Raw genomic sequence first — 18,189 nt, forward strand, 5'->3', positions numbered from 1 at the left:
CCGGGGCGCCCCGCGCGCCCCGGCACCCTTTCCCACCGGAGGACAGTTTCATGGTCAGCCCAAGGACTGCTGCCGCCATCGACCGCGTCCACGCGGCGATCGAGCAGGAAGGCGTCTTGTCGATCAGCGGCATCCGCAAGGAGTTTCCGGGCGTTCTGGCGCTGGACGACGTGCAGTTGCGCATCCGCCCGGGCACGGTCCACGCCCTGATGGGCGAGAACGGCGCGGGCAAGTCCACGCTGATGAAGATCATCGCAGGCGTCTATCAGCCCGACGCGGGCGAGATCCGGCTGCGGGGGCAGGTCGTCGCGCTGAAGTCGCCGCTGGACGCGCTGGAACAGGGGATCTCGATGATCCACCAGGAACTGGCGCTGATGAACTGGATGACGGTGGCCGAGAACATCTGGATCCGGCGCGAGCCCAAGAACCGCTTCGGCCTGATCGACCATGCGAAGATGGCGCAGATGACGGCCGACCTGTTTGCACGGCTGAACATCAGCTTGGACCCCCGCGCGCAGGTGTCGGACCTGACAGTGGCGCAGAAGCAGATGGTCGAGATCGCTAAGGCAGTCAGCCACAACTCGGACGTCCTTATCATGGACGAGCCGACCTCGGCGCTGACCGAGCGCGAGGTGGACCACCTGTTCGCCATCATCCGCGACCTGCGCCAGCGCGGCATCGGCATCGTCTACATCACCCACAAGATGAACGAGCTGTTCGAGATCGCCGACGAATTCACCGTCTTCCGCGACGGCAAGTATGTGGGCACACACAACGCGAAGGACGTGACCCGCGACGACATCATCCGCATGATGGTCGGCCGAGAGATCACCAACATGTTCCCCAAGGTCGACTGCCCCATCGGCGACACGATCCTGGAGGTGCGCAACCTGACCCTGCCGGGCGTCTTCCACGACGTGTCCTTCTCCCTGCGGCGCGGCGAGATCCTGGGGCTGGCAGGCCTGGTCGGGTCCAAGCGGTCCAACGTGGCCGAGGCGCTGTTCGGCGTGACGCCCGCCGACAGTGGCGAAATCCTGATCGACGGCAAGCCCGTCACCATCGACAGTCCCGCGCAGGCCATGGCGCATGGCATGGCCTTCCTGACCGAGGACCGCAAGGAAACCGGCTGCTTCCTGACGCTGGATTGCCTGGAAAACATCCAGTCCGCGCTGATCACCCGCAGCCATGTCAAGCACGGCTTCGTCCAGCAGGCCGCCGTCAACCGCCTGGCCGAGGACATGGCGAAGACCCTGCGGGTCAAGACCCCGAACCTTCAGGAAACCGTGGAAAACCTGTCGGGCGGCAACCAGCAGAAGCTGCTGATCGCCCGCTGGCTTCTGACGAAACCCCGCATCCTGATCCTGGACGAACCCACGCGCGGGATCGACGTGGGCGCGAAATCCGAAATCCACCGCCTGATCACCGAACTGGCCGCGCAGGGCGTGGCGGTGCTGATGATCTCCTCGGAATTGCCCGAGGTGCTGGGCATGTCCGACCGCATCATGGTCATGCACGAGGGCCATGTGTCCGGCTTCCTGGACCGGGCCGAGGCCGACCAGGTCAAGATCATGTCGCTTGCGGCGAAGTAAGGGAACATCCTCATGAGCAGCCAAGACATCACCGCCCGCGCCCCCGCGCGTCCCCATCGCAAGCTTCCGGCCGAGGTCAACATCCTGCTGGTCCTGATCGGCATCGCGCTTGTGTTCGAGATCCTGGGCTGGATCTTCCAGGGCCAGTCGTTCCTGTTCTCCTGGAACCGGCTGAAGATCATGATCCTGCAGGTGTCCGTGATCGGCATCATCGCCGTGGGCGTGACGCAGGTCATCATCTCGGGCGGGATCGACCTGTCGTCCGGGTCAGTGGTGGGCGCGGTCGCCATGGTGGCGATGTCCTTCGCCCAAGTCTCGACCTATGCCCGTGCGGTCTATCCCGGCCTGACCGACCTGCCGATGATCGTGCCCCTGCTGATCGGCCTGGGCTGCGGGGCCATCGTCGGCTTCATCAACGGCTGGCTGATCGCCTATACCAAGATCCCGCCCTTCATCGCCACCCTGGGCACGATGGTCACGGTGCGCGGCTTCGCCAAGTGGTACACCAAGGGCCAGCCGATCAGCTTCCCGACCGAGGGCTTCGCCTGGATCGGCAGCGGCATGATGCCGGTCGTGATCTTCATCCTGGTCGCGGCGATCTTCCACGTGGCGATGAAATACACCCGTTATGGCAAGTTCACCTATGCCATCGGCGCCAATGCCCAGGCCGCCCGCGTGTCCGGCATCGACGTGGAACGCCACCTGGTCAAGGTCTATGTCATCGCCGCGATGCTGGCGGCGCTTGCCGGAATGGTGGTGGCGGCGCGCGGACAGACCGCGCAGGCGGGGATGGGGCTTGCCTATGAACTCGACGCCATCGCCATGGCGGTGATCGGGGGCGTGTCGCTCAATGGCGGGCGCGGGTCGATCCTGGGCACGGCCATCGGGATGATCATCTTCGGGGTCATCATCTCGGGCTTCACGTTCCTGCGGCTCGACGCCTACTACCAGGAAATGATCAAGGGCGCGATCGTCGTGGCCGCCGTGGTGGCCGACGTGCATCGGCAAAGAAAGCGCCGCAAGACCAGCTAGGCCCGCGCCTCAGCCCCCCTGATCCCCCCTTTACACCAACCGTCAGGATGCACCCCATGACCAGACTGCCCGGAAAGATTGCCGCCACCACCGCCCTCTGCCTGTCGCTGGCAGCACCCGCCCTGGCGGAAACCCGGATTGGCGTCACCATGACCTCGTTCGACAACCCCTTCCTGACGATCCTGCTGAACGGCATCCGCGCCGAGGCCGAGCGGACCGAAGGCGTCACACTGTCGGTCGAGGATGCGCAACTGGACGTGGCGAAACAGCTGAACCAGGTGCAGAACTTCGTGGCGAACGGCGTGGACGCGATCATCGTGAACGCGGTCGATGGCGACAGCACGGCCGCCATCACCGCCGCCGCGACAGGCGCGGGCATTCCGCTGATCTATGTGAACCACCCGCCGGCGGAACTGGAAACCGGGATGCCCGCAGGGACCGCCTATGTGGGTTCCGAGGAAACCGACGCAGGCAACCTGGAAGCCGCCGCCGTCTGCGAGGCCCTGAAGGGGCGCGAGGATCCCAAGGCCGTGATCCTGATGGGACCGCTGGAAAACCACGCCGCCCTGGTGCGCACGAAGATGGTCGAGGAAGCCTTTGCCAAGCCCGACTGCCAGGTGGAAATCGTCGAAAAGCAGGTCGCCAACTGGAACCGCGTCCAGGCGCAGGATCTGGTGACCTCGTGGATGACGGCGGGCCTGGAGTTCGACGCCATCGTCGCCAACAACGACGAAATGGCGATCGGCGCGGCGCAGGCCCTGGCCGCCACCACCGGCAAGGGCGACATCGTCATTGCGGGCATCGACGCCACTGCCGACGGGCTGGCGGCGATGGAAGCGGGGCAGATGGACGTGACCGTCTATCAGAACGCCACCGGCCAGGGCGAACAGGCGGTGAAGGCCGCCGTTGCTGCGGCCAACGGCGAGACGGTCGAATCCGAACACTGGATCCCCTTCGAGCCGGTCACGCCCCAGAACATGGCCGATTACCAGAAGTAAGCGGTGCCGCCGGGCGGGGCGTCTCCTCCTCCCCGCCCTGCCCGGCTTTTCAAATACGACAGGACCACCCCATGCGCATTGCCATCGACCCCTTCATGCACCGCCATCTGCCGCTCGAGGCGATCCCCGCCAAGGTCAAGGAGCTTGGCTATGACTGGATCGAACTGTCGCCGCGCGGCGATTTCCTGGAATGGTTCAAGGCCCCGCGCGTGTTCCCCGACCGGATCGCCTCGCTGAAAAAGGCGCTGAAGGACGCAGACGTGGGCATCGCCAGCCTGCTGCCGATGTATCGCTGGGCTTCCAATGACGAAACGGAACGCCGGGCCGCGGTAAAGCACTGGAAACGTGCCATCGAGATCGCCGTCGAACTGGGCGTGGACACCATGAACAGCGAATTCGGCCGCGGTCCCCATCCCGACAAGGGGTCCTGCTATTGCTGCCACACCGGCAGCATGATCGAGGCCTGCGAGGACGCCTGGTGGCGCAGCATGGAGGAACTGGTCCCGATCTTCGAGCGCGAGGGGATCAACCTGCATATCGAGCCGCACCCCGAGGACTGGTGCGAAACGATCCAGCCCGCGCTGGACATCATCCGCACGGTGAACTCGAAGAACGTGCGCTTCCTTTATTGCGCGCCGCACACCTTCTATTTCGGCGACGACACGACGGCCATGCTGCGCGAGGCCGCCGATGTGCTGGCCCATGTCCATGTGGGCGACACCTTCAACCACAAGGCCTCAAGCGGGTTGCGCTATATCCTGAACCCGCCGGGCACGCAGGCGCGCGTCCACCAGCACCTCAACATCGGCCAGGGCGAGGTGCCCTGGGACGAGTTCTTCGGCACGCTGGCGGAAATCGGCTTCGACGGCATCATGACCGCCTGCGTCTTCGCCTGGGAAGACAAGGCCGACCAGTCCGGGCGCTTCATGCGCGCCGAGATGCAGAAATACATCGACCAGTATTGGAAGAAAGGTTCCAAGGAATGACCGTCAGAATTGGTGTCATCGGCACCGGAGCCATCGGCCGCGACCATGCCCGCCGCATCAACCAGGTGCTGTCGGGCGGCACCATCACCGCGCTGTCCGACGTGAACCGCGCCTCCGCCGAAGCGGTCAAGGCCGACATCGCCCCCGATGCCACGGTCTTTGCAACCGGCGAGGAATTGATTGCCTCGGATCAGGTCGATGCCGTGCTGGTCACCTCCTGGGGTGCCACGCATGAACAATACGTGCTGGCCGCCATTGCCGCCGGAAAACCCTGCTTCTGCGAAAAGCCGCTGGCCACGACCGCCGAAGGCGCCAAGCGCATCGTCGATGCCGAGGTGGCCCACGGCAAGCGTCTGGTCCAGGTCGGCTTCATGCGCCGCTATGATGAAGGTTATGTCGCGCTGAAGAAGGTGGTGGACGGACAGATCGGCGCGCCGATCATGGTCCATGCCGCGCATCGCAACCCGACTGTCCCGGAAGCCTATACCACCCCCATGGCGATCCACGACACGCTGATCCACGAGATCGACGTGTTCCGCTGGCTGCTGGACGACGACTATGTGTCCGCCCGCGTGACCTTCCCCCGTTCGGCGGCCCGCAGCCATGCCAAGCTACGCGACCCGCAGATCGTGACGCTGGTGACGGCCAAGGGCACGGTGATCGACACCGAGATCTTCGTGAACTGCCACTACGGCTATGACATCCAGTGCGAGGTCGTGGGCGAGGATGGCGTGGCGCGCCTGCCCGAACCGATGGCGATCCAGACCCGGCTGGCGGCCACGCGCGGCAACCCGATCCTGACCGACTGGAAGGACCGCTTCGTCGCCTCCTACGACGTGGAACTGCAGGACTTCCTGAAGGCCGCCGCCCAGGGCACCGCCTCCGGTCCGACCTCCTGGGACGGCTACATGGCCGCAGTCACCTCGGACGCCTGCGTCCAGGCGCAGGACGCCGAAGGCGAGATGATCGCCATCACCTATCCCGACCGCCCCGCCCTTTATGCCTGAGGACGCCATGCGCTTTGCCCTGAACCACATCGCCGCGCCCAAGCTGTCGCTGCCCGACTTCTTCACTGCGGCCCGCGACCTTGGCGTCACCGAGGTCGAGATCCGCAACGACCTGCCCGATGTCCTGTCCAATTGGCGACCCGAGGACGTGAAGGCCGAGGCCGAGAAGGCGGGTGTGACCATCCTTTCCATCAACGCGCTTTATCCCTTCAACACCTGGACGGGCGACTTGCCCGCGCGGGCCGAGGCGATGGCCGATTATGCCGCCGCCTGCGGGGCCAAGGCCCTGGTCATGTGCCCGCTGAACGACGGCACGCCCGTGGATTTCGACCAACTGGTGGGCGCGCTGACAGCGATGAAGACGATCCTCGACACGCGCGGCCTGACCGGGCTGGTGGAACCGCTGGGCTTCCCGATTTCGTCCCTGCGAAGCAAGGCCGAGGCTATCCGCGCCATCCAGGCGGCTGGCGGGGAAGGCACCTACAAGCTGATGCACGACACCTTCCACCACCATCTGGCTGGCGAAACCGAGTTCTTCCCGGAATGGACCGGCCTCGTCCATATCTCGGGCGTGACCGACCCGGCGGTGTCGGTCGCGGACATGCTGGACGCCCATCGGGTGCTGGTGGACGGCGGGGACCGGCTGGGAAACCTGCCCCAGATCCGGGCGCTGCTGGAGGCGGGCTATGAGGGCCCCTTCAGCTTCGAGCCCTTTGCGGACGAAGTGCATCAGGCCGCCGATCCCAAGGGCGCAGTGAAGGCCAGCATGGCCTTTGTTTCCGAGCAAGCCTGACCCCAGACAAGGACCGATCCCATGACCAAATCCCTTGACCTGATCACCATCGGCCGTTCCAGCATCGACCTTTACGGCGCGCAGGTCGGCGGGCGGCTGGAGGACATGGGGTCGTTCCGCAAGTATATCGGCGGCAGCCCCACGAATATTGCCTGCGGCACGGCGCGGCTGGGGCTGCGGTCGGGGCTGATCACGCGCGTGGGCGACGAGCACATGGGCCGCTTCATCCGCGAGCAGCTGGTCCGCGAAGGCGTGGACGTGCGGGGCGTGGTGACGGACCCCGAGCGGCTGACCGCCCTGGTGATCCTGGGGATTCGCGACCAGGAACGCTTCCCGCTGATCTTCTATCGCAGCGACTGCGCCGACATGGCGCTGTGCGAAGACGACATCGACGAACCCCTGATCGCGGACGCCCGCGCGGTGCTGGCGACCGGCACGCATCTGTCGCATCCGCGCACGGAAGCCGCCGTCCTCAAGGCGCTGCGGCTGGCACGCAAGCATGGCGCGCGCACCGCGCTGGACATCGACTATCGCCCGAACCTCTGGGGGCTTGCGGGTCACGACGCGGGCGAAAGCCGCTTCGTGGAAAGCGCGGCGGTGACGGCGCGGCTGCAATCGACGCTGCCCCTGTTCGACCTGATCGTGGGGACCGAGGAGGAGTTCCACATCGCCGGCGGGTCAACCGATACCATCGCTGCCCTGCGGGCGGTGCGGGCGATAACCCCCGCCACGCTGGTCTGCAAGCGCGGCGCGGCGGGCGCGGTGGCCTTTACCGGCGCCATCCCCGACAGCCTGGACGAAGGCGAGGCAGGGCCGGGCTTTCCCATCGAGGTCTTCAACGTCCTGGGCGCAGGCGACGGCTTCTTCTCGGGCCTGATGAAGGGCTGGCTGGACGGCGAGCCTTGGCCCAAGGCCCTGGAATACGCCAATGCCTGCGGCGCGCTTGCGGTCAGCCGTCATGGCTGCACGCCCGCCTATCCAAGCCTTGCGGAACTGGAATTCTTCCTCAAGCGCGGGGTGGTGCGCCCGGACCTGCGCAACGACCCGGAACTGGAACAAGTCCACTGGGCCACCAACCGGCACCGCCGCACCGGCGGCGACTGGTCCACCATGCGGGTCTTTGCCTTCGACCACCGGATGCAGCTGGAACAGATGCCCGGATACACACCCGAAAAGGGCGGCGCCTTCAAGGAACTGTGCCTGCGGGCCGCGTTGCAGGTCCAGGGCGGCAAGCCGGGATACGGCATCCTCTGCGACAACCGCATCGGGCGCGACGCGCTGCACGCCGCGTCAGGGACCGGCCTCTGGATTGGACGGCCCGCCGAATGGCCGGGATCGCGGCCGCTGGAACTGGAGCCGGACCTGGGCCTCGACTGCGGCGGACTGGAGGCTTGGGCGCGCGAGAACGTGGTCAAGGTCCTGTGCTTCTGCCATCCCAAGGACGATCCGGCGATCCGCGCCGCGCAAGAGGAAACCGTCAGGCGCCTGTTCCAGGCCGCGCGGCGCAACGATCTGGAATTCCTCCTGGAGATCATTCCATCCAAGGTCGGACCCGTGGACAACGAGACAACGGCAACGCTGATCCGGCAATTCTATGCGGCAGGCGTCTATCCCGACTGGTGGAAGCTGGAGCCGATGACCGAAGGGGTGGCCTGGCGCAAGGCCATCGGCGCGATCGAGGATAACGACCCCAACACCCGCGGCATCGTGGTTCTTGGACTGGATGCGCCCGAGGCCGAACTGGCCGGCAGCTTCGCCGTGGCAGCGGCCTTCCCGCTGGTCAAGGGCTTCGCGGTGGGGCGCACGATCTTTGGCGCGGTCGCGCGGGCCTGGCTGGACGGCGACCTGACCGACGGCGAAGCGGTCGAGGAGATGGCCCGGCGATACAGCCGGCTCTGCGGCATCTGGGACAAGGCGCGGGCAACCGCAAAGGTGGCGGCATGAACCGGCATCTGGACAAAGGGGACGGAAAGCCTGTCCCGGCGGATCACGCAAGAGGTGCTGAGATGAGTGGAACAATCCGGCTGACGGCCGCGCAGGCCATGGTCCGCTGGCTGTCGGTGCAGATGACCGAGGATGGCGAACGCTTCGTCGAAGGCTGCTGGGCGATCTTCGGCCATGGCAACGTCGCGGGCATCGGCGAGGCGCTGCACGGCATCGGCGAGGCCTTCCCGACCTGGCGGGGCCAGAACGAGCAGACCATGGCCCACGCCGCCATCGCCTTTGCCAAGGCGAAGAAGCGGCGGCGGGCGCATGCGGTGACCTCCTCCATCGGGCCGGGGGCCACCAACATGGTGACGGCCGCCGCGCTGGCGCATGTGAACCGCCTGCCGGTCCTGCTGATCGCGGGCGATGTCTTTGCCAGCCGCCGCCCCGATCCGGTGCTGCAGCAGGTCGAGGATTTCGACGATGGCACCGTCAGCGCCAACGACTGCTTCCGCCCCGTGGTGCGATACTTCGACCGCATCCAGCGGCCAGAGCAGCTTCTGACCGCCCTGCCCCGCGCGCTGCGGGTGATGACCGATCCGGCCAATTGCGGCCCGGTCTGCCTGGCCTTCTGCCAGGACACCCAGGCCGAGGCATACGACTGGCCCGAGGCCTTCTTCGAACCCCGCGTCTGGCGCATCCGCCGCCCGGAACCCGACGCGCAGGAACTGGAGGAGGTGGCGGGCCTGATCCGCGCCGCGAAACGCCCTGCCATCGTCGCGGGCGGGGGCGTGATCTATTCGGGGGCCGAAACGGCGCTGTCGGATTTTGCCGCGCGTCACGGCATCCCGGTCGCGGAAACGCAGGCGGGCAAGTCCGCGCTTGCGCAGGCGGACCCGATGAACTTCGGCGCATCCGGCGTGGACGGGTCGGCTGCCGCCAATGCCGTCCTGCGGGGCGCGGATCTGGTGATCGGCGTCGGCACGCGGTTGCAGGACTTCACCACCGGCTCGCGCACGATGTTCGCGCAGGACGCGATGCTGGTGTCGATCAACGTGCAGCCGTATGATGCGGCCAAGCATGGGGCAGTGTCGCTGGTAGCTGACGCGCGCGTGGCTTTGGAAAAGCTGACGGCGGCCCTGGGCGATCATCGCGCCGCCTTCGACGGCAGCGCACGCGCCGACTGGCTGGCCGCCGTCGGTGCCCATTGCGCGGTCCCCGCGCCCGGCAACGACCTGCCCAACGACGCACAGGTGATCGGTGCGGTCCAGCGCGCCGCCCCCGACGCCATCGCCATGTGCGCGGCAGGCACCATGCCCGGCGCGTTGAAGCTTTTGTGGCAGCCCGCGCAGGGCGGATACCACATGGAATACGGATATTCCTGCATGGGATATGAAATCGCGGGCGCGATGGGCATCAAGCTGGCCTGCCCGGACCGCGAGGTCATCTGCTTCGTGGGCGACGGCAGCTACATGATGGCCAACAGCGAACTGGCCACGGCCGTGATGCGGCGCATTCCCTTCACGGTCGTGCTGACCGACAACCGGGGCTATGGCTGCATCAACCGGCTGCAGCAGGTTTCGGGCGGCGTTCCGTTCAACAACCTGTATGTGGACTGCAACGTCGAGGACCAGCCCCGCATCGACTATGTGGCCCATGCGGGCTCCATGGGCGCCCATGCGGTCAAGGCCAACGGCATCGCCGACCTGGAAGCGCAGATCGCCGCCGCGCGAGGGCGCGACATCCCCACGGTGATCGTCATCGATACCACCGCCAAGGATGGCCCCGCTCACGGCCTGACAGACGAGGCGGGCCACTGGTGGGACGTGGCCGTCCCGGCCGTTGGCGCGACGGACAGGCTGCGCGACGCCTATCGAACCTATCTGGAAAATGCCGCCCGCGCGCGGCTGGTGAACTGAGGAAAGCACCCATGATCCGCTATGGCACCAACCCCATCGCCTGGGCCAATGACGACGACCAGACCATCGGCGCCCATATCCCGACCGAGCAGATCCTGACCGAGGCAGGCCGCATCATCGGCTTCGACGGGATCGAGAATGGGCACCGCTGGCCCGAAGACCCCCAGGCGCTGAAGGACCTGCTGGGGCACTATGGGCTGAAGTTCATTTCGGGCTGGTATTCGACCAACCTGCTGACGGGCTCGGTCGAGGACGAGATCGCGGCGGTCCAGCCGCATCTGGCCAAGCTGAAGGCCAACGACTGCCGCGTCTGCATCGTCTGCGAATGTTCCAACACCGTGCATGGCAATCCCGGCGTCGCGGTGAACGACCGGCCCCGCCTGACGGCCGCCGAGATGACCGATTTCGGCCGCAAGATCGAGGAATTCGCGACCTATCTGGCATCGCAGGGGATTACGCTGGCCTATCACCACCACATGGGCACGGTGGTCGAATCGCCCGAGGAGATCGACGCCTTCATGGCCGCGACCGGACCCGCCACGCACCTGCTGTTCGATGCGGGCCACTGCACCTTCGGCGGCGGCGATCCCCAGGCGGTTCTGCGCAAGCACGTCGCGCGCGTGGCCCATTTCCACGCCAAGAACATCCGCCGGGATGTGACCCGACGGGTCCGCGACGAGAACCTGTCCTTTCTCCAGGGGGTGCTGGCAGGGGCCTTCACCGTGCCGGGCGATCCCGAGGGGGCCATCGACTTCGTGCCGCTGCTGCGCATCCTGGCCGAGGCCGGTTATGACGGCTGGCTGGTGATCGAGGCCGAACAGGACCCGGAAAAGCGCAACCCGCTGGAGTATCAGTCCCTGGGATTGAGGTCGCTGAAGGCGGCGGCGGCCGAGGCAGGTCTGGACCGCGCGGCGGCAGCCTGAGCGCGGTGGGGGCTGTCTGCCCCCACACCCCCGAGGATATTTCCACACAGAAGACAAGGCCCGTCATGAGCACCCTTCTTCGCAGACCCTTCGGCACCCATGGCGAAGTGCATCGCATCACGCCGCAATCGGCCGGCTGGCGCTATGTGGGATTTTCGCTGCACCGCCTGCGGAAAGGCGAGACGGCAGCCGAGGCCATCGGCGACAGGGAGGCGATCCTGGTCCTGGTCGAGGGCAAGGCCCAAATCAGCGCGGCGGGCCAGGATTGGGGCGTTCTGGGCGATCGCATAGATGTCTTCGAAAAGACCCCGCCGCATTGCCTGTACGTGCCCCCCGGCCAGGACTGGCAGGCGCAGGCAACGACCGACTGCACGCTGGCCGTCTGCACCGCGCCGGGCCGGGGTGGGCACGCGGCGCGCCGCATCGGCCCGGACGGCATCACCCTGACGCAGCGCGGCCAGGGGACCAACACCCGCTGGATCAACAACATCGCCATGGAGGATCAGGACTTCTGCGACAGCCTGCTGGTCACCGAGGTCTTCACCCCCGCGGGACACTGGTCATCTTATCCCAGCCATCGCCATGACGAGGACGACTTCCCCCGCATCACCTATCTTGAGGAAACCTATTATCACCGTCTGAGTCCCAGGGACGGCTGGGCTGTTCAGCGGGTCTATACGGACGACGGCAGCCTGGACGAATGCATGGTCGTGCGTGATGGCGATGTGGTCCTGGTGCCCCGTGGCCACCATCCCTGCGCGGCGCCGCACGGGTTCGAACTCTACTACCTCAACGTGATGGCGGGACCGCGCCGGAACTGGCGTTTCGTGGCGGCCCCCGAGGTCATGAGCGTCATCGAGAAGGATGCGCGCCAGGCTCAGGCGAGTTGATAAAGTATTAACGACACAATCACCGGGAACCTCTGGACGGCCGATCTGTTGGTGGTCGGGCGTCCGCCCAGTGCGGGCGTGTGATTCGCGGTCCGAATGCGGACCTTCAGTCCACGATCAGCCAAGGTTTTCCGATGTTTTACACCGACAACAAGCTGCAATACCCCGTTCGCGTCGATTCCCCTAATCCGGTCTTCGCCCGCGCCCTTCAGCAGGCCATCGGCGGGGTCGAGGGCGAGATTCGCGTGGCCATGCAGTATTTCTTCCAGGCCTGCGGTGCACGCGGCAATCCCAAGTTCCGCGACCTGCTGATGAACACCGCCGCCGAGGAACTGGGCCATATCGAGATGCTGGCCACGGCTGTTGCCATGAACCTGGAAGGCGCGCCCCTGTCCATGAAAGAGGAGATGGCCGCCAGCGACCGCGCCGTGGGCGCGATCATGGGCGGCATGAACCTCAAGAACCTGCTGTCCTCGGGCCTGTCGGCCATGCCGGTGGACAGCGACGGTGTGCCCTTCGACATGTCCCACATCTATGCCAGCGGCAACATTGCAGCCGACATGACCGCCAATGTCGCCGCCGAATCCACCGGGCGGACGCTGGCGGTGCGACTTTACAACATGACCGACGACGCGGGGATGAAGGACATGCTGCAATACCTGATTGCGCGTGACACCATGCACCAGAACCAATGGCTGGCCACGCTCGAGGAACTGGGCGGCATGACCGGCGCCTTCCCGATCCCCAACAGCCATCCGCAGGCCGAGGAAAAGACCGAGTTCAGCTATGCCTATCTGGGCTTCCAGGCCGATGGCAGCGCGCCGGTTCCGGGCCGCTGGGGCGACGGGCCGTCCATCGACGGCAAGGGCACCTTTGCCAAGGGCAAGCTGCATCCTTCGGACCAGAAGCCCGACCTGGGCATGGCCCGGCCCGGCAGCGGCGCGCAGGCCGAACAGATCGGGTGATCCAGCGGCCCGCCGGTCAATGCCGGCGGGTCTTTCAACAGGCACGGAACGGCCATGACCCGAACGCCCTGGATTCGTTGGACAATCGCGCTGGGCTTCGCGCTCGGCGGATTTTTCGACGGCATCCTTTTGCACCAGATCCTACAATGGCATCACCTTCTCAGCCTGGTGCCGGGAATGGAAGATCTGCGGCTGCAAATCCTGTGGGACGGCTGGTTCCATGCCGCGATGTATGGGCTGGCTGCCCTGGCCCTGATCGAGCTGTGGCGGGCGCGGGGTGCTGCTGCGGGGATGAATGGCACGCTGGGGACGCTGCTGATGGGTTTCGGTGCCTGGCATGTGCTGGACGGGATCCTGTCGCACTGGCTGCTGGGCATCCACCGGATCCGGCTGGACAGCGCCTATCCGCTGGCCTGGGATCTAGGGTGGTTCCTGGGGCTGGGGCTGCTGCCCATCCTGCTGGGCCTGGTGATCGCGCGCAGGCCCAAGGGCCGGTCGGATCCGCCGCCCGGCCTGACGGTTTCCGTTCTGGCGGCCATCAGCCTGGGGGCGGGTGCTTGGGCGGCGCTGCCTCCGGCGGACCAGCCCTTCGCCACGATCGTCTTTGCGCCGGGCGTCGATCCGGGCACCGCCATGTCGCGCGCGGGATTCGGGGAAGGCGATGTGATCTGGACCGACCCCCTGTCCCAGGTCACGGTTGCGCGGCTGGAAGGCGGCGCCCCTTGGCGGCTTTACCTGTCGGGCGCGCTTCTGGTCAGCGGAACAGGGGTGCCCGCCGGATGTTTCAACTGGGCGCGCGTCTGACGCGGCCCGAACAGGAGAAGACCATGAGCCTTGCCATCATCACCGGGGCCTCGACCGGGATCGGGCTGGAACTGGCCCGCATCGCCCGCGCCGATGGCCACCACGCCATCATGGTCGCCAACGAACCCGCGATTCACGAAGCGGCCGCCACCCTGGGCGGCGAGGCGGTCGAGGCCGACCTGGCCACGCCCGCAGGCATTGTCGCCGTTCTGAACAGGCTGGCGGGGCGTGACGTGGATCTTCTGATGCTGAATGCGGGCACGGGGATGGGCAACGCCTTCCTGGACCAGGATCCCGACCGGATCGACCATGTGGTGATGACGAATGTGCTGGGTGTGCTGCGGCTGGCGCATCCCCTGGGACGGCGCATGCGCGACAGGGGCCAAGGCCGTATCCTGATCACCGGGTCCATCGCGGGCTTCATGCCCGGGACATTCCAGGCGATCTACAACGCCTCGAAGGCATTCCTCAACAATTTCGCCCTGGGCTGGAACGAGGAACTGAAGGACACGGGCGTGACCGTGACCTGCCTGATGCCGGGAATCACCGATACCGCGTTCTTCGAACGCGCGGGGCTTCTGGACACGAACCTGGGCCAGATGAAGAAGGACGACCCTGCCATGGTCGCCCGCGCGGGCTATGACGCGATGCTTGCGGGCCGGACGCAGATGACGCCGGGGTTGAAGAACAAGGTCCAGGCCACGGCAGCCGAAATCCTGCCCGCGGGCGTGGTGGCCAAGATGCACCGGCAGATGGCCAAGCCCAAGGGCGAATGATCCCCTGCGCGGCCGCGACAGGCCGGGCAAACCACCGGTCCGGCACCCCGGACCACCTTCCACCGACAGGAGAACCAGGATGAAGCGCAGAACCCTTTTCGCCGCAGGCGCCGCAGCCGCCGTCATGCCGGTCGCCCGGATGGCCTTTGCCCAGGCCGCCGCCCCCGACGCACGCATGCAGGAAATCCTGCTGGGAGGTAATTTCTCGTTGCTCAGCAGCCGGCTTGCCGCCGAGAAGGCGACCGATCCCGCCGTCAAGGCCTTTGCCGCGCTGGAAGTCGCCGAGCAGGAGGCCGTGGCCCGTGCATTCGGCGCCGCCCCGTCCGATCAGGTCGCGCCGGAGCACGCGACGATGCTGGAACAGATGAACGCCATGGAGGCAGGCGCGGAATTCGACCGGCAATATCTGACGGCGCAGATGCAGGGCCATGAACAGTTGCGGGCGCTGCACGCGGCCTATGCCGAGAACGGCGAAAATCCGATGGCGCGCGGCGCGTCCATCGTCGGCGTTCCGGCCATCGATTCCCACATGTCCATGCTGCGGGCGATCAGCAACCGGATGGGCTGACGCATGGAGGCCTGGCTTTGCCTTGCCGGCGGGAACGCGCTTGGCGCGTTCCATGTCGGTGCCTGGCAAGCGGTCGAGAGGTCCGGCCTGCGCGTCACGCGCATGTCGGGCGCCTCGATCGGGGCGGTTGTGGCTGCGCTGATCGCAGGCAATCCGCCCGACCGGCGGACCGAGGCGCTGCACGCCTTTCTGGACAAGGTCGCGCAGCATCGTTCGGTCAGCGGACGCCGGGCTTCCATTACCGCCATGCTGCTGCGCGGCCATCCGCCGCTGTTCGTGCCGTCCTGGCCCGGCCTGTGGGAGATCGTGCCGGGAATGCCCGCCGACCGCTCTCAATTCCGGCGCGGGCCGATGCGGCGGCTTCTGGAACGCAGCATCGACTTCGACCGTCTGAACGATTCTGACATCGAGGTCACGATCACCGCCCTGGATGCCGAAACCGGCGAGGTCGTGGACTTCCGCAACCGCGGCACGACCCTGACGGTGGAGCACCTGATGGCCAGCACCGCCCTGCCCGTCCTGTTCCGGCCCGTCCACATCGACGGCCGCGCCTTCCTGGATCCCGGCCTGTGCGAGAACCTGCCCCTGCGCCCGCTGCTGGACCGGCCGGGCGATGCGGCGATCATCGCGCTTGACCTGTTCACGCAGCAGGGAACGATGCTGGAAACCATGGACGGCATCGGCACCCGCGCGCAGGAACTGTTCTTTGCCGGCCAATCGGCCCGCATCATCCAGGGCGCCGACCTGAAGGGCCGCGACTTCCATCACATCGTGCTGACCGACCCCGATGATGTCTTCGTGGGCAAGGCCTTTGATTTCGGCAGGTCAAACCTGGCGCGCCGGGTCGAACTGGGCGCGGCCCTGACGGCTCGGGCGCTTGTCGGTCTTTGCGCCGCTTTGCCCGCGGCCCCCGCCCCCCCTGGAGAATCTGTCCCATGATCCCGATCCGTCTTCACGCCCGGCTTGACGCCGCGTCCGCCGCCGCGCTGCTGCTGGTGCCTCGCGCATTGGGATGGCCAAGCCGCCTGAGGCGCCCGTTGGCCCTGGCCGGGCTGGGGGTCGCGGCCTATTCGCTGGCCACCCGGTATCGCGACGGCCCGGGCGGCGGGATCGGCCTGGACCAGCATCGGATGCTGGACGCGGCGCAGGGGGCGGCCTGCCTGGCGGCGGGCCTCGGCGAACGCGCGCCGGGACCGCGCGCCTTTCTGACGGGTTACGGCGCCTTTTCCCTGGCCGCCGCCGCCCTGACCCAGCCGCCGGGACCGCGCGGGGTGCCGCTTTCCGCGGCGGCGGTGGCAGGGGACGAGCTTGGCCCGGACTTGCTCCGACTGCGCTGCGGCATCGTCAACGTGGCCTTCATCGGCAGGCCGGAAGCCGGGGACCGGGGCTGGTTCCTGGTCGATGCGGGTCTGGCCGGGGCCGGCCCTGCCATCCGTGCGGCGGCGCGGCAGCGGTTCGGCGACGCCCGGCCTGCCGCGATCCTGCTGACCCACGGTCATTTCGATCATGTCGGCGCCTTGGCCGAACTGGCCCGCGACTGGGACGCGCCGATCCTGGCTCATCCTTCCGAACGGCCCTATCTGGACGGCACACAGTCCTATCCGCCCCCTGCCCCCGAGGTCGGCGGCGGTTCCATGGCAGAACTGTCCCCGCTGTTCCCGCGCGGACCCATCGATGTGTCGGACCGGCTGCAGGACCTGCCCCGCGACGGCACGATCCCCGGACTGGAAGGCTGGCAATGGATCCATACGCCCGGCCATGCGCCGGGGCACGTGTCCTTCTGGAACGCGGCCAGGGGCGACCTGATCGCAGGTGACGCGATCAGCGCCACGCGCCAGGAATCGCTCGGCAGCGCGATGTTGCAGATCCCGCATCTGCAAGGTCCGCCCGCCTATTTCACGCCTGACTGGGACGCCGCCGGAAAGTCTCTGCGCAGGCTTGCGGCGCTGCGTCCCGAACGGATGATCCCCGGTCACGGCCCTGCCGTGGCAGGACCGGATTTCCTGGCCGCGCTTGACCGGCTGGCCCAGGATTTCGACAGCCGCGGGCTGCCCGCCCACAGCCGTTATCTGCACCAGTCGCCCGATCGGCCCTGACATGAGAGGGGGCCGATGCCCCACCAGCAGCTGGCGCTTCATGACGGCCGGATGATGCCGACCGCTATCCGCGCAAGATCCGCCGGTTGGAACCGCCGGCTCAGGACGCGGCCTGGTCCATCAGATGCCGCGCCCACAGCCCGGATGCCCAGGCGGCGGGAATGCCCAGGGGGATCGACACCAGGACCGTCATTTCGGGGGACAGCGCGGGCAGGCCGATGGCCTGGCCCAGCAGCCCCAGCATGAACAGGTTGATCGCCACCGCCCCCGCCGCAAAGACATAGAGCATCAGCGCCAGTTTCCAGACCGGCCAGCGATCGTTCATGACCTTTTCCCTTTTCTGTCCCATCCCTGCATTCTGCACGAATTTAATAGGCCTTCTTTGACTTCGGACAAGGATCGCCCCTGCCCGAACGACGATGGTGCCCCCAATTGCAACTGTATCGGGAGACCCTCGCCATGCGCGAAGTCCTGACAAAGAGCATGGCCCGGAACATCTTTTACGGCGGGTCGCTGTTCTTTATCCTCATCTTCATCGGCCTGTCGGTGCACAGCCACTGGTATATCGTGAACGTGTCCACGAATGACGCGCCGCTGACCGCCAGCGTGGCGGGCGGCAAGCACGTCTGGGAAAAGCACGCCTGCGTCAACTGCCACTCGATCCTGGGCGAAGGCGCCTATTTCGCGCCCGAACTGGGCAACGTCATGACCCGCTGGGGCGTCCAGGACGACCCCGAAGCCGCCTTCGAGGTCATGAAGGCCTGGATGGAGGCGCAGCCCTCGGGCATCGAGGGCCGCCGCCAGATGCCGCAGTTCAACCTGTCCGACGAAGAAATCCGCGAAGTCACCGACTTCCTGCTGTGGACCAACAAGATCCGCACCCAGGACTGGCCCCCCAACGACGCCGGTTGATTGGA

Annotated in this window: 18 protein-coding genes; 17 read left to right on the forward strand and 1 reads right to left on the reverse strand. The window is 66.7% G+C overall.

What is annotated here, in order from left to right; genetic code table 11:
• The first annotated feature begins 50 nt into the window (after nucleotides 1–50).
• From RAH32_RS08625 to RAH32_RS08700, 16 genes are all read left to right on the forward strand, one after another.
• Nucleotides 51–1,589: a sugar ABC transporter ATP-binding protein gene (locus RAH32_RS08625; RefSeq protein WP_306607126.1), complete on the forward strand. Its 1,539-nt coding sequence runs from the start codon at nucleotides 51–53 to the stop codon at nucleotides 1,587–1,589.
• 12 nt (nucleotides 1,590–1,601) lie between these two features.
• Nucleotides 1,602–2,621, forward strand: coding sequence for an ABC transporter permease (locus tag RAH32_RS08630; RefSeq protein WP_306607128.1), 1,020 nt, complete (start codon nucleotides 1,602–1,604; stop codon nucleotides 2,619–2,621).
• Between the two features lie 56 nt (nucleotides 2,622–2,677).
• Nucleotides 2,678–3,619: a substrate-binding domain-containing protein gene (locus RAH32_RS08635; protein ID WP_306607131.1), complete on the forward strand. Its 942-nt coding sequence runs from the start codon at nucleotides 2,678–2,680 to the stop codon at nucleotides 3,617–3,619.
• 71 nt (nucleotides 3,620–3,690) lie between these two features.
• Nucleotides 3,691–4,605 (forward strand): sugar phosphate isomerase/epimerase family protein, encoded by a 915-nt coding sequence (locus RAH32_RS08640; protein WP_306607133.1) that lies wholly within the window; start codon nucleotides 3,691–3,693, stop codon nucleotides 4,603–4,605.
• Nucleotides 4,602–5,612, forward strand: coding sequence for a Gfo/Idh/MocA family protein (locus tag RAH32_RS08645; protein ID WP_306607135.1), 1,011 nt, complete (start codon nucleotides 4,602–4,604; stop codon nucleotides 5,610–5,612). Before RAH32_RS08640 ends, RAH32_RS08645 begins: the two co-directional genes overlap by 4 nt.
• Before the next feature lie 7 nt (nucleotides 5,613–5,619).
• Entirely contained in the window at nucleotides 5,620–6,405 is a 786-nt protein-coding gene (locus RAH32_RS08650; protein ID WP_306607138.1) for a TIM barrel protein, read from the forward strand.
• 21 nt (nucleotides 6,406–6,426) lie between these two features.
• Entirely contained in the window at nucleotides 6,427–8,349 is a 1,923-nt protein-coding gene (locus tag RAH32_RS08655; protein WP_306607140.1) for a bifunctional 5-dehydro-2-deoxygluconokinase/5-dehydro-2-deoxyphosphogluconate aldolase, read from the forward strand.
• 62 nt (nucleotides 8,350–8,411) lie between these two features.
• Entirely contained in the window at nucleotides 8,412–10,250 is a 1,839-nt protein-coding gene (gene iolD, locus RAH32_RS08660) for a 3D-(3,5/4)-trihydroxycyclohexane-1,2-dione acylhydrolase (decyclizing) (protein ID WP_306607142.1), read from the forward strand.
• Between the two features lie 11 nt (nucleotides 10,251–10,261).
• Entirely contained in the window at nucleotides 10,262–11,173 is a 912-nt protein-coding gene (gene iolE / locus RAH32_RS08665) for a myo-inosose-2 dehydratase (protein WP_306607144.1), read from the forward strand.
• Nucleotides 11,174–11,238: 65 nt separating this feature from the next.
• Nucleotides 11,239–12,063 (forward strand): 5-deoxy-glucuronate isomerase, encoded by an 825-nt coding sequence (iolB, locus tag RAH32_RS08670; protein ID WP_306607146.1) that lies wholly within the window; start codon nucleotides 11,239–11,241, stop codon nucleotides 12,061–12,063.
• Between the two features lie 134 nt (nucleotides 12,064–12,197).
• Nucleotides 12,198–13,028, forward strand: a complete 831-nt coding sequence (locus RAH32_RS08675; RefSeq protein WP_306607148.1) for a manganese catalase family protein — start codon at nucleotides 12,198–12,200, stop codon at nucleotides 13,026–13,028.
• 54 nt (nucleotides 13,029–13,082) lie between these two features.
• The gene (locus RAH32_RS08680; RefSeq protein WP_306607150.1) at nucleotides 13,083–13,832 is read left to right on the forward strand and encodes a DUF2243 domain-containing protein; all 750 of its coding nucleotides are present in this window, start codon (nucleotides 13,083–13,085) and stop codon (nucleotides 13,830–13,832) included.
• A 23-nt stretch (nucleotides 13,833–13,855) separates the two neighbouring features.
• Nucleotides 13,856–14,608, forward strand: coding sequence for an SDR family NAD(P)-dependent oxidoreductase (locus tag RAH32_RS08685; protein WP_306607152.1), 753 nt, complete (start codon nucleotides 13,856–13,858; stop codon nucleotides 14,606–14,608).
• Nucleotides 14,609–14,687: 79 nt separating this feature from the next.
• Nucleotides 14,688–15,176 carry a DUF4142 domain-containing protein gene (locus RAH32_RS08690; protein WP_306607154.1) on the forward strand — a complete coding sequence of 163 codons (489 nt, stop codon included), beginning with the start codon at nucleotides 14,688–14,690 and terminating at the stop codon, nucleotides 15,174–15,176.
• A gap of 3 nt (nucleotides 15,177–15,179) precedes the next feature.
• Nucleotides 15,180–16,115, forward strand: coding sequence for a patatin-like phospholipase family protein (locus tag RAH32_RS08695; RefSeq protein ID WP_306607156.1), 936 nt, complete (start codon nucleotides 15,180–15,182; stop codon nucleotides 16,113–16,115).
• Nucleotides 16,112–17,272, forward strand: coding sequence for an MBL fold metallo-hydrolase (locus tag RAH32_RS08700; RefSeq protein ID WP_306607159.1), 1,161 nt, complete (start codon nucleotides 16,112–16,114; stop codon nucleotides 17,270–17,272). The genes RAH32_RS08695 and RAH32_RS08700 overlap by 4 nt, the downstream gene beginning before the upstream one ends.
• A 100-nt stretch (nucleotides 17,273–17,372) precedes the next feature.
• On the opposite strand, the gene RAH32_RS08705 is transcribed toward RAH32_RS08700, so the two are convergent.
• On the reverse strand, nucleotides 17,373–17,597 hold the full coding sequence (locus tag RAH32_RS08705; protein WP_306607161.1) for a hypothetical protein: 225 nt from the start codon (nucleotides 17,595–17,597) through the stop codon (nucleotides 17,373–17,375).
• A gap of 134 nt (nucleotides 17,598–17,731) precedes the next feature.
• Here RAH32_RS08705 and RAH32_RS08710 point away from each other — a divergent pair, with 134 nt between their 5' ends.
• Nucleotides 17,732–18,184 (forward strand): c-type cytochrome, encoded by a 453-nt coding sequence (locus RAH32_RS08710; protein WP_306607163.1) that lies wholly within the window; start codon nucleotides 17,732–17,734, stop codon nucleotides 18,182–18,184.
• The last annotated feature ends 5 nt before the right edge of the window (nucleotides 18,185–18,189 follow it).

This window comes from Paracoccus yibinensis (genome assembly GCF_030846195.1).
In the GTDB taxonomy this organism is placed as follows: Bacteria; Pseudomonadota; Alphaproteobacteria; order Rhodobacterales; family Rhodobacteraceae; genus Paracoccus; species Paracoccus yibinensis.